The organism is Leuconostoc sp. C5, assembly GCF_056530425.1.
The window spans coordinates 1863181-1875230 of the sequence record NZ_CP134351.1 but is presented as its reverse complement, the minus strand read 5'-3'; the positions used below and the strand labels follow the sequence as shown (position 1 = coordinate 1875230).

10 protein-coding genes and 2 tRNA genes are annotated in these 12050 nt (G+C 38.1%); 10 read left to right on the top strand and 2 right to left on the bottom strand.

Annotated features, from left to right (window positions below; translation table 11 throughout):
• Positions 1-48 precede the first annotated feature (48 nt).
• The 8 genes from RHP56_RS09545 to adhP all read left to right on the top strand — a co-directional run bounded on the left by RHP56_RS09545 (position 49) and on the right by adhP (position 7490).
• Positions 49-933: a sulfite exporter TauE/SafE family protein gene (locus RHP56_RS09545; protein WP_014325184.1), complete on the top strand. Its 885-nt coding sequence runs from the start codon at positions 49-51 to the stop codon at positions 931-933.
• Positions 934-1000: 67 nt separating this feature from the next.
• A tRNA-Tyr gene (locus RHP56_RS09540) sits at positions 1001-1083 on the top strand.
• A 37-nt stretch (positions 1084-1120) separates the two neighbouring features.
• Positions 1121-1192, top strand: a tRNA-Gln gene (locus RHP56_RS09535).
• 79 nt (positions 1193-1271) lie between these two features.
• Positions 1272-2717: a glycosyltransferase gene (locus RHP56_RS09530; protein WP_102753596.1), complete on the top strand. Its 1446-nt coding sequence runs from the start codon at positions 1272-1274 to the stop codon at positions 2715-2717.
• Positions 2714-3544: a glycosyltransferase gene (locus RHP56_RS09525; RefSeq protein ID WP_102753597.1), complete on the top strand. Its 831-nt coding sequence runs from the start codon at positions 2714-2716 to the stop codon at positions 3542-3544. Before RHP56_RS09530 ends, RHP56_RS09525 begins: the two co-directional genes overlap by 4 nt.
• An 85-nt stretch (positions 3545-3629) precedes the next feature.
• A complete protein-coding gene (locus RHP56_RS09520; protein ID WP_011680468.1) occupies positions 3630-4847 on the top strand; it encodes a phosphoglycerate kinase in 1218 nt (405 codons plus the stop codon).
• Positions 4848-4995: 148 nt separating this feature from the next.
• Positions 4996-6267, top strand: coding sequence for an MFS transporter (locus RHP56_RS09515; RefSeq protein ID WP_011680467.1), 1272 nt, complete (start codon positions 4996-4998; stop codon positions 6265-6267).
• 170 nt (positions 6268-6437) lie between these two features.
• Positions 6438-7490: an alcohol dehydrogenase AdhP gene (gene adhP / locus RHP56_RS09510; protein ID WP_011680466.1), complete on the top strand. Its 1053-nt coding sequence runs from the start codon at positions 6438-6440 to the stop codon at positions 7488-7490.
• 54 nt (positions 7491-7544) lie between these two features.
• On the opposite strand, the gene RHP56_RS09505 is transcribed toward adhP, so the two are convergent.
• Both RHP56_RS09505 and RHP56_RS09500 read right to left on the bottom strand, forming a co-directional pair.
• A complete protein-coding gene (locus RHP56_RS09505) occupies positions 7545-7877 on the bottom strand; it encodes a lactoylglutathione lyase (protein ID WP_002815665.1) in 333 nt (110 codons plus the stop codon).
• Between the two features lie 5 nt (positions 7878-7882).
• Positions 7883-9163 (bottom strand): MFS transporter, encoded by a 1281-nt coding sequence (locus tag RHP56_RS09500; protein WP_102753598.1) that lies wholly within the window; start codon positions 9161-9163, stop codon positions 7883-7885.
• A gap of 107 nt (positions 9164-9270) precedes the next feature.
• Here RHP56_RS09500 and RHP56_RS09495 point away from each other — a divergent pair, with 107 nt between their 5' ends.
• Positions 9271-10224, top strand: a complete 954-nt coding sequence (locus RHP56_RS09495) for a helix-turn-helix domain-containing protein (protein WP_010288712.1) — start codon at positions 9271-9273, stop codon at positions 10222-10224.
• A gap of 20 nt (positions 10225-10244) precedes the next feature.
• Positions 10245-11801, top strand: a complete 1557-nt coding sequence (locus tag RHP56_RS09490; RefSeq protein WP_011680464.1) for an ABC-F family ATP-binding cassette domain-containing protein — start codon at positions 10245-10247, stop codon at positions 11799-11801.
• Positions 11802-12050: the final 249 nt, after the last annotated feature.

Below are 12050 nucleotides of genomic sequence, written 5' to 3'. Positions count from 1 at the left end.
GCTTTTTTTTGATACAATAAAAAAGATTAATTTTGAAGTGAGAGAAATATGTTTCCTGAAAATTTCATACTGTATAGTATACAAATACTACTTGTTGTTGTGATGATAGCAATGATTATAGTTGTTATCAGATCTTATCTGCTCCATAGACAACCCATTTTTAAGCGATTTGGTTTAGGCATGTTGATTGGATTTATAACAGATTTTGGAGATACACTGGGTATTGGTTCATTTGCAACAACAACCGCGGCATTCCGGATGACACATTATATAGATGATGATCGCAAATTACCGGGAACCTTGAACGCGGTTCATGCGATACCAGTAATGTTTCAAGCTTTATTTTTTATTACGGCTGTTAAAGTTGAATTGACAACGTTATTACCTATGACAACAGCTGCAGTGATTGGGGCTTACGTCGGGACCCATGTCACAAAAAAATGGCACGCACCTACGGTACAACGTGTGATGGCTGTAGCGTTATTAATTGCTGTTATTATCATGGTAGTACGTATGATTACTACCCCAGGAAGTAATAATTCAATGGGTGTGCATGGGTTACATGGCTGGTGGTTGATTTTGGGAATTGTTTTCAACTTTGGTATTGGTGTATTGATGACTATGGGTTTGGGTAATTATGCGCCAGAATTAATATTCTTCTCTTTGATGGGTGTTAATCCCGCTGTTGCTTTCCCTGTAATGATGTTAGATGCAGCATTGATTATGCCTACGACAGCTTTAAATGTAATCAAAATGGATCGGGTATCATGGCGAGGGTTTGCTGGAGTGGCTATAGGTGGTGTTCTAGGTGTGATTGTTGCGGCTAAGTTCTTTACTAGTATGAATGTCGATTTATTAAACAAGTTAATTGTTATTGTAGCTCTGTGGACAATTTTTGGGTTGGTTCGTGATTCTATGAAGAAGAATGTTTAAAAAAATTATGAAAAGGTATTGTCAACGGCCTGATTTTCTGGTATTATAATATAGTTGTTTGAGATATGGGAGTGTAGCGAAGTCTGGCTAAACGCGACGGACTGTAACTCCGTTCCTTCGGGTTCGTAGGTTCGAATCCTACCGCTCCCATTGCCGATAAAAGCTAACGGCAAAATAAATTAGCTATTGCCCCTTCGCCAAGTGGTAAGGCATCGGTTTTTGGTACCGACATGCGCTGGTTCGAATCCAGCAGGGGCAACTAATATAAAAAGGAACTTGGGAGAGTTCCTTTTTTTGTATATAATTATCCATAACAGATAAAATGTGAGGCGATAATTATGAACTTTTTTGTGAATAAGGCAATTGGAGAAAGTAATAGTGGCGTTGAACACGCACAGTTTTATCGTGCGCACTGTTTTCGTGAAAAAAAGATTGAATTTAAGTTTATCTTCACTGACTTATTGCCACAATTACACCATCATATGCAATTGTGGTCCCTACCAGAAAATGAAGTTATCGGATTATATGATTTGTTGTTAAGTGATGATCCAGATCGATACGCCAAAACTGGTTTAACGGAAATTAATGAATATTCCACTAACTCTTTGTGGGACTTAACGAACACTCAGCGCACTATCGTGCATCAAACGACGGGGCAATATACTGAGACCATTTTTCGTTCTAAAAGTTATTCTGAAGCGAAAAAATTATTCTTGATTGACGATGATCGTGTTATTTTAAAAAATGGTATCCATGAAATAATGTGGCACTATCGAGATAGTGGTTCACGTGGAAAAATTGCTACAAATATTCATCTACGTAATTTTCGTGGTAAAAATTATGTTTTTTCAACAAAAGAAGCATTAATTGATTTCTTTTTTATAGAAATGCAACATATTTTTCAAAAAAATATTTATTTTTTAGATCGTGGGACAGCGTGCGAAGAATCATTAGTACGATTAAAGCGCATTGGATTACCCTTGAAAATTGTGGATATGATTCATGCTGAACACCTAGTAACCTATCAAGGTGGGCACCCTTTATGGAACAATTATTATCAATATATGTTTGATCATCTGGATGATATGGACTTAGTCGTAACAGCTACAGAATTGCAAGCTGAGATGATAAAAAAACAACTTACTCAAATGAATATGCGAGGCGCAGATAAAATTTGTGCAGTACCGGTCGGTGGGGTAGCTAAATTAGAAAATCCACGTCGCTGGCACGGCGGTACAGCTAATTTCGTCACCGCCTCACGCTTACATCCAGAAAAAAATATACTACAAATCATAAAAGCGGTTAAAAAATTACGCGATGAGGGGATGGATGTCACGTTAGCCATCTACGGTTCAGGAAACGAAAAAGAAAATATACAAAGAGCAATAGCGGAATTAGACTTGCAATTTAGTGTGCATTTAAAAGGTTTGAGCCAAGACATTATTCATGATTTTCAAAAATATGATGCATTTGTATCAGCCTCTTATTCTGAGGGGTTCGGATTAACGTATATTGAAGCCATTGGGGACGCTTTACCGATAGCCACCTATGCTAACTTATATGGTGCCCAAGAGCTTGTGTGTGAGGGAGTGAATGGGTGTCTAGCTGATTTTGACAGAGACAAAGCGCAAGAGCGTGCTAATATTTCCAATCTTGCTGATGCGATGCGACGTATTTTCGATAATTATGATCACTTATCTGTTGGTGCTCACAAAAAGGCACAGGAATATCAGACAAATAACATCGCTGATCAGTGGCAAAAGATATGTGAGGTGCTAATATGAAGATAGAGATTATCAATTCCCTCACAGAAACCAATTTAAAGGGAGTTGCTTGGCAAATAGAGCAAGTAAAGTCCGGTAATAGTGATGAATTGTGGTTGGCTACACCACATGAAGATGCAGCGCATCTCATTAAAAAACTTGGTCTAAATCCTCATAGGGTGTTTGATATATATGCGCAGTCTTATTTAAGTGAGATTGATGAAACCAAAGGCATCTGGTGGGGTGAATTGCCAGTGCCCAACGAAGCGCAATTGATTATTAACAAAGACTGGACTAAAAGTATCGTTAGTCGTGGGCAACAGCTATCAACTGTACGTTGGTTTGGTGATTCTAAACGAATCGTGCAGGCAGTTGTTTGGCAGGATTCAGATGGTAAAATAGACTATAAAGATATTTATTTACGGGATGGACGTTTATTTGCAAAACAATATTTTAGCGAAGGAAAGTTATTAGAATCCGATTTTTATTTTGGTCATCCTGAAGTGGTGGTCAGTGATTATTATTTTGAAGGTAAACGTAATTTTGTTTATGTTGCTGGTCAAAAATATGCTAGTGCTGAAAAATATATCATGAACACGTTAAGTAAATATGCTGGAAATGATTATAATGTTACGCAGTTGCAAAGAGAAATGAGCTACGTACCTAAGCGAACAACGTTAACAATTCTTGACGAATTATCAAACGAAAAAAGAGATATTTGGAGTCAATTAACCGCTATTTTAAAAGATAATCAACATGAAATAACACGGATTTTGGTGGACCAAAAAAATTATTTGAAATTACGGATGACGGGATTGCCTATGAAAAAGGTTCACCGTCGAAATTAATCGTGCAGTTTCTCACACGCGAACAACACAAAGACAAAATTTTGTTTTATAATAGACTTGTAACTATAAAAATTTGGAGGCTATCATGGCTAAATTGACTGTTTCAGATTTGGAACTTTCAGGTAAGAAAGTATTGATGCGCGTTGATTTCAACGTGCCTATCAAGGCAGGCGTTATCGGAAACGATAACCGTATTGTGGCAGCTTTGCCAACAATCAAGTATGTTTTGGAAAACAATGGTCGCGCAATTTTGTTCTCTCATTTGGGACGTATTAAGTCTGAAGACGATAAGAAAGAATTGTCATTAGCACCAGTTGCCGCACGCTTGGGTGAATTATTGGGTAAGGACGTTAAGTTCGTGCCACAAACTCGCGGTGAAGAATTAGAATCAGCAATCAACGCTTTGCAAGATGGTGAAGTTTTGATGGTTGAAAACACACGTTTTGAAGACGTTGTTGATGGTGAAGTGGTCAAAAACGAATCAAAGAACAATCCTGAATTGGGTAAGTATTGGGCATCATTGGGTGATGATTTGTTCATCAACGATGCCTTTGGTACAGCTCACCGTGCCCACGCTTCAAACGTAGGTATTGCTTCAAATGTTTCACAAGCAGCTGCTGGCTTCTTGATGGAAAAAGAAATCAAGTTCTTGGGTGATGCTGTTGCGAACCCAGTTCGTCCTTTCGTTGCTATTATCGGTGGTGCAAAGGTTTCTGATAAAATTGAAATCGTAAAGTCATTATTGAACAAGGCTGATAAGGTTATCGTTGGTGGTGGAATGGCCTATACATTCGATGCTGCTAAGGGTAACAAGATTGGTAATTCATTGTTTGAAGCTGATAAAGTTGAATTGGCTAAGGAATTGATGGCAGAAGCTGGCGACAAGTTGGTTTTGCCAATTGATTCAATTGCTGCTGACGCATTTTCAAATGATGCAAAGACTGAAGTTGTTGATGCTGAAGATGGTATTCCTGACGGCTACATGGGTCTAGATATTGGTCCTAAGTCTGTTAAGTTGTTGCAAGACACATTGTCTGATGCAAAGACTGTTGTTTGGAACGGACCTATGGGTGTGTTCGAAATGTCTAATTTTGCAAAGGGTACTTTGGCAATTGGTGAAGAATTGGTTAAAGTGACTGAAAATGGTGGTACAACAATCGTTGGTGGTGGTGATTCAACTGCTGCGGTACAACAATTGGGTGTTGCCGACAAGTTGACCCACATTTCAACTGGTGGTGGTGCTTCACTTGAATACCTTGAAGGTAAGGAATTACCTGGAATCGCTTCAATTTCGGAAAAGTAATTTCAAAAATAGCGCGAGAGCGCTTTTTTTGTACAATAATTTAAAAATTGTTAAACGTTTGATTGATTAATTACTGTATATATGGTTTAATAATTAACGGACAAAATAACGTTTGCCAGTGAGCAGACATTTTGGAGGAAAACAATATATGACAATTAGTCAGTCCGAAAACGTAATGCAGCAAGATCAAGTAGAGACTGGTGCTCAAATGACCAGCGAACAAAAGGTGGTTCTTGGATCAACAACCCTAGGGTTTACTTTGGATCATATGGACGCAACATTCCTATCTTTCGCATTGGCGCCTATGATTGCCGAACTACACATTACTGGTGCACAGGGTGGAATTATTGCAGCAATGTCAAACTGGGGAGCACTATTAGGAAGTCTCTTGTTTGGTATTTTAGCTGACCGTATCGGTCGTGTTAAAGTATTGTCTTATACTATTATGCTCGTGACCTTTGCGACAGTTATCTTGGCATTTTTGGATAACACGCACACGATTTATGCAGCTCGTTTCCTTCTGGGGATGGGAACTGGTGGTGAGTATGGTGTAAGTATGGCATTGATTGCTGAGAGCTTTAGAGCTAGTCGTGTAGGCCGTATGAGCTCTATTACTGCAATTGGCGGACAAGTGGGTGCCATACTCGCGGCAATTTTAGCAACATTAATTATGCCTTTCTTTGGTTGGCGTGGTTTGTTTATGTTAGGATTTTTGCCACTAATCGTTGTATACATTGTGAGACGACACTTAAAAGAAACACCTGAATTTGAGCAACTGCAGGCTGACTACAAGACTGGTAAAAAGAAATTTAGTTTTAAAACGATTGCCAATACCCCCAAACGCGCTTATACTTCTTTTGTGTTAATTGTGATGTTGACTATTCAAACATCGGGCTATTACGGATTGATGAACTGGTTGCCAACAATTATGCGGAAGCAATTGGGTATCACAGAAACAATTACAGCAGGATACGTCAATCTTGGTATGATACCTATTATTATTGGTATGGCGGTTGGTATGCTTACTTTTGGTACGATTCTAGACACCATAGGTCCCCGACGCGCGTTTGCTATATTCTTAGTAGCTTCAGCGCTTATGATTTATGTCTTTACATTTGCATATAATATGTGGACATTAACAATTTTAGGTGCATTAGTTGGATTTTTCTCTAACGGCATGTATGGTGGATTTGGCGCAGTTATTAGTCAATTGTATCCTTCGGAAATTCGAGCAACTGCAGCCAATACCTTGATGGGATCTGGCCGTGCTATTGGTGCCTTTTCATCAGTTGTGATTGGTTGGATTATGGACAATTATAGTGTGGCAGCCGTGATGCTGAGTTTATCGTTAATGTACGTCATTAGTTTAATTTTTATGTTAACAATTCCTGGATTTAAAAAATTAAATACTGACCAATAATTCAATAAAATTAAAAGGAACATTTAATGATAATGTTCTTTTTCTTTTGGGTATTTATGTGAAACGAGTCACTAACAGAAGGAGATGCGTAGTAAATAATACTTTACAAATATGACAAAAAGCGGTAAAATTAATTGTAAATAAGTTCACATACAAGAAAGAGGTTAAAAATGAAAGCAGCAGTTGTTCGTAACGTAAATGATGGTTATGTTGATTTGATCGAGGATTGGCAGCCACGTGCGTTAGCATTTGGAGATGCATTGGTTGATGTTGAATACGTTGGCCTTTGTCACACTGATTTGCACTGTGCAAACGGCGATTTCGGTGACCCTAACAAGATCGGTGAACGTAACGGTAATTTTGGTCGAGTTATTGGACATGAAGGTGTTGGACGCGTGTCTAAATTAGGCGAAGGTGCTAGCGATTACCTTAAAGTCGGTGACCGTGTTTCAATTGCCTGGTTCTATGACGCTTGTGGCGTTTGTGATTACTGTGTCTCAGGAAACGAAACGTTCTGCCGTAAGGTGCGTAATTCTGGTTACACAATTGATGGCGCAATGTCACAACAAGTTGTTGTAAATGCTAAGTATGCAGTTAAAGTACCAGAAGGCTTAGATCCTGTTGAAGCGACCTCAATTACTTGTGCTGGTGTTACAATGTATAAAGCCTTGAAAGTCGGTGAAACTAAGCCTGGTGAGTGGGTGTCAGTTCACGGTGCTGGTGGTCTAGGTAATTTGGCTGTTCAATATGCACACAGTGTTTTCGGTGCTCACGTTGCAGTTATTGATGGAAACGATGATAAATTAGCAGCCGCAAAAGCTAATGGAGCGGAAGTACTAGTTAATCGTAAGAAGGAAGATGTTGTAGCTAAGGTGAATGAATTAACTGGCGGCGTTCACAATGCTCAAGTGACAGCTGTTAACGATGCTGCATTCTCCCAGGCTGTGAATGTGCTTCGTCCAATGGGCAAGCTTGTAGCCGTTGCTTTGCCACAAGGTGATATGGCTTTGAATATTGCTAAAACAGTCCTTGATGGTATTGAAGTTCGCGGTTCATTGGTTGGAACACGTGCAGACCTAAAGGAAGCTTTCCAATTTGGTGCTGAAGGAAAAGTTAAGCCAATTGTTGAGACAGTTGCCTTCCAAGATATGAATGAAATTATTGATGAAATGAAAGCTGGTTCAATTACTGGTCGTAAGGTCATTGATTTTACAACACTTTAATAGTAAAAAAGCGTAAACAACTTATAATAGCTGTTTACGCTTTTTATTTTGATCTTAAGCATTGGCTTCTAAAACAATTAAATTATCTTCGGAATCATGTATTGATAAGGCAATTTTGTTTCCAAATCTTTTTTCTGGCTCGCCAATAATTGGGATGAAATTGTTACGTAAGTGTTTTACCAAATCGGCTTGGTGATCACGAACGAGCATTTCTAGGCGGTCAGTTGGTTTGCCGGTGACAAACACAATATCTTCGCCATCAATCACAAGGTGCCGACCACTTTGGTGACCAGATTGCGGCAAATCAAATACATCACGCCAAAAGCGATAAGCACGGTTGATGTCAGCAGCTGGAATAGTTTTGATGTTTAGTTTACGTGGTTTCATAATAATTATAGTATAGCGGATTCTCTGGTTTTTTCAACCAGTTCCATATCTTGTTGGCGAGTTAAGATTGTATAAATGGTAATCAGTGATGCGACAAATCCCATGAAGAACCAAGAAATATTTGGTGAATAGATGTTTGCGGTGCCGAGAAAAATAATTTGACCAAGTGGCGTGGCCGACATAACGAATGTATTAATTAGACCAGAAACACCCGCCAAGCGATTATGATTGGTTCGCTTCATTAAGATTGCTCCTAATTTTGGATTGATTTTAGCTTCAATGTATGAAAATAAAAAAATGATTAGCATCCATAAAACACCATTTGGATAAAAAAGGGGTACAGCAGCAATTAATACAATACCAATACCAGAAATGCCAATTAATTGTTTTGTTGTTAGTTTCTTGAAAAAATCATTGGTAATCAAAGATCCAGTTAATAGGCCAATTGAACTTATTGCACCAAAAATAGCTACGGTCGTCCCAAAGTTACCAATTAATAATGATTTGTTATGTAATAAGGTCAGGTTAAAAACACCATTAAAAGAGGTACCGACAAAATTAATGGCGGTAGCGAGTAGTAAAATTTGAAAAAACAAATGATCCTTGTAAACATAAATAAAAGTTGATTTTAAATCTGAAAAAATTGATGTATTGGTATTTGGCTTTGTTTCTGCTTCAATATGTTGTTCGGCTTCCAAAAATTGACGATGATTAAGCGCCATAATGGACCAAGCAATAACAAACATCCCAGCATTGATAAGACTAAATCCAGCGTAATTTTGATGCAAAATGCCAAGTAAAGCGACGCCGGAAAAACCACCAATTAAGTTGACGGCAACACTGACAGTTTGCTCCAAGCTCATTGCTTCTTGTAGATCAGAATCGCTTAAAATAAATCTAGAAACTGGTTTCATTAGTAAATTACTATAAGATCCGACTACCGAAGAAACAAAGACTAATAATAACAGTATCAAAAAACTCCAAAATTGACCGTCAAAGAAAATCAATATCACAGTAATAATCAAAAAAATTATTGATTGAGAGAGGCGAGCAATACTCCAAGACCGAAGGTGATGCTTCGTTTTATCAGCAAAGTTTCCAACAATAATGGAGAATAGTGTTGGTAGTATTTCTGTAAATGCAACTAATGTAACACTAAGTGTTTTGTTTGGCAGTGTTGCAGCATAAACTAAAAAAACAATATTGAAAAAGCTGCTTCCTAAGTTATTAACGAACTGTGATGTAATCATTACTCGAAATGCTGTATTATTTTTGGCAACGCGCATATAAGAACTCCTTTTTTTAATGATAAATTGAATAAATATAGCATACATGGTAAAGTCAGTTTGACAACAAAAAGAGAATATATTCTATTTTTTAAATAATGAGGGTAATGAAAATGAATTATGGTGCGACTTTTAAACGTTTACGAGAAGATAAGGGTTTAAAAATAGTTGACTTAGAACAGCCTAGCATATCTCGATCACTGATTGGAAAATTTGAAAAAGGGCATACTCGTATTTCAGCGGATCGACTAGATAAATTATTATCAGATATGGGTGTTAGTCATGATGAATTCTTGTTTCTTGGTGGAGAAACCAACAATAATTATATTTATATGTTGCTCCGTGAAATGGGTGTTCAATCCGGGAAACCACAAGAAAAGAAACAATTAGAAGCAATGATTTTGAAAGCTACAAATGATATGCGTCAAGGTCGTGGCGGTATCAGTGCACGCTTTATACGTGATTTTGGTTTAATGATACAGGGCGCACTTGCCGAAGAAGAGAATTTACAAATATATGACATTGATATTGTGAAAAAACACGTCAGACCAGCAGTTAATTTTTTAAAGCAAGCCGAAACGTGGGGACAAATTGAATTAGATATTTTTACTTTGTTTTATTTTGGTATGTCTCCAAGTGACCTGTTAATTTTAAGCCGCTTAGCTATCAAACGAGCAAAATTTTATACACAGTTACGTACAGAAAAAAAGCGATTAGTAGATATTGCTTATACAGCCTTTAATGGACTGCTTTTTGTAGATCTTAAAGGTGCAGCTGAAATGTTAACCTTATCAGAACAAATATTGAGCGATGCTGACCAGTTTATATTAGATTGGACTGGTGAGCGAATTCGTTTGAAATTTGGAAAGGGTTTATTAATGATGATGCAAGGAAGTGTGGAAGAAGGCTATCAATTAGCTCATTCGGTTCTTACTGTTTACGAAATTACTGACCAAAAAGATAAAGTGAAATATTCCAAAGAAGTTATCGAAAAAACACGAGACGCTGTTTTATCGGGTGAAACGCAAAAAATACCTCGTACATACTCAATGTTGCTTTAAAGTATGGTAGACTTATAGTTATGGCATTATTAGAAATTTCAGGCCTTTCAATGGCCTACGCAGAAAAAACTTTATACGAAGATGCAGCATTTGAATTACAGGCTGGAGAACACATGGGCATTGTTGGCCAAAATGGTGCTGGTAAGTCAACACTTATCAAGATCATTACCGGTCAAGAACTACCTCTCTCTGGTAAAATCGAATGGCAAAAAGGCTTAAAGGTCGGCTATCTAGACCAGTATGCAGAAATTCCTGAGGGAATGACGCTGGTTGATTTTTTGCATACGGCTTATCAAGATTTGTATGACAAACAAGACCGTATTACGGAACTGTACAATGAATATGCAGAGAGCTTATCTGACAAATTGTTAGAACGCGCCGGACGCATGCAAGAAGAGCTAGACGCTGCCGGATTTTATGACGTGGACACCAAAATTGAACGCGTGATTTCTGGATTGGGATTGGAAGCCATTGGGCGCACTCGGGCACTAGAATCAATGTCTGGTGGCCAACGTGCCAAAGTCATTCTGGCTAAGTTATTGTTAGAAAATGACGACGTTATTATCTTAGATGAACCAACAAACTATCTAGATGTGGCCCATATTGAATGGCTTGAAGATTTCCTACAGTCTTTTGAAGGGTCAGCGATGATTATTTCGCATGATTTTGACTTCCTGGATAAGGTAACCAATGCAATAATTGACCTATCGTTTGGTAAAATTACTAAGTTCCGTGGCTCCTTTAAAAAGGCAATGCGTCAAAAAGACGAGCGAGCTGAGCAACAGTTACGTCAATATGAAAAGCAACAAGGTGAAATTGAGAAAGCGCAAAAATTTATTGCCAAAAACAAGGCACGTGCGTCAACATCAAAACAAGCCAAGTCACGTGAAAAAATGTTGGCAAGAATGGATCGAGTTGATCCACCGTCAGAGGCATTGCAAGCTAAGTTTAATTTTCCCTATGTTAATTCTCAGTCTGCAAACGCACTAACAGTGAATGAACTTTCTGTTGGTTATGTAACACCTGTTTTGGAGCCGGTGACCTTTTCGATGACATCGGGTCAAAAGGTTGTCTTCAAAGGTTTCAACGGTGCTGGTAAGTCTACACTAATTAAATCTGTTTTGGGTGTTATTCCAGCACTTGGTGGTGAAGCAGAGTTTTCACCATCAGCAGTTGTGAATTACTTTGATCAAGATTTAGAATGGGACAATGATCAAAAAACACCACTGCAAGAAATGCAAGATCGTTTCCCTAAATTGGAGCCAAAAGCTTTACGTACTCGGTTAGCTGCTGCTGGTATTAACGCTGAAAATGCGCAAAAACCAATGAAGCAGCTTTCTGGTGGGGAACAAACCAAAGTTAAGTTGGCCATTATGGAAATGAAACCAAGTAATTTCTTGATTTTAGATGAACCGACAAACCACTTGGATGAAGGCACAAAAAATGCTTTGCGTGCAGCTATCGACAAATTCCCAGGAAACGTGATTATTGTTTCCCACGAAACTAGCTTTACAAAGGGACTAGGAGATAAAGAATTAAACGTTGCCGCATTAAGCTATAAAGAAGAAGCGGAATAACAATCAAGAGTTAACAATTTCTGTGCACCCGTGTAATAGATGAGCAGGTGTTTCCAGATATGCGACGGTTAACTTGACCGAATGTAATTAAAAAAGCCGATACGGACTCTATGTGAGTGTCTGTCGGCTTTTTAAAAGCAACTAAAGCAATCTTTCATGGAAAACCATGGCATTGAAATACGGTAATTATGATAGTACTATGAGTCTTCGCTCATGAACTGTTTATTGAGCGCAAAAAGCAGTGTTGAC

Coding starts and splice junctions, on each gene's coding strand:
- RHP56_RS09545 (WP_014325184.1), top strand. CDS start 49: ATGTTTCCTGAAAATTTCATACTGTATAGTATACAAATACTACTTGTT.
- RHP56_RS09530 (WP_102753596.1), top strand. CDS start 1,272: ATGAACTTTTTTGTGAATAAGGCAATTGGAGAAAGTAATAGTGGCGTT.
- RHP56_RS09525 (WP_102753597.1), top strand. CDS start 2,714: ATGAAGATAGAGATTATCAATTCCCTCACAGAAACCAATTTAAAGGGA.
- RHP56_RS09520 (WP_011680468.1), top strand. CDS start 3,630: ATGGCTAAATTGACTGTTTCAGATTTGGAACTTTCAGGTAAGAAAGTA.
- RHP56_RS09515 (WP_011680467.1), top strand. CDS start 4,996: ATGACAATTAGTCAGTCCGAAAACGTAATGCAGCAAGATCAAGTAGAG.
- adhP (WP_011680466.1), top strand. CDS start 6,438: ATGAAAGCAGCAGTTGTTCGTAACGTAAATGATGGTTATGTTGATTTG.
- RHP56_RS09505 (WP_002815665.1), bottom strand. CDS start 7,877: ATGAAACCACGTAAACTAAACATCAAAACTATTCCAGCTGCTGACATC.
- RHP56_RS09500 (WP_102753598.1), bottom strand. CDS start 9,163: ATGCGCGTTGCCAAAAATAATACAGCATTTCGAGTAATGATTACATCA.
- RHP56_RS09495 (WP_010288712.1), top strand. CDS start 9,271: ATGAAAATGAATTATGGTGCGACTTTTAAACGTTTACGAGAAGATAAG.
- RHP56_RS09490 (WP_011680464.1), top strand. CDS start 10,245: ATGGCATTATTAGAAATTTCAGGCCTTTCAATGGCCTACGCAGAAAAA.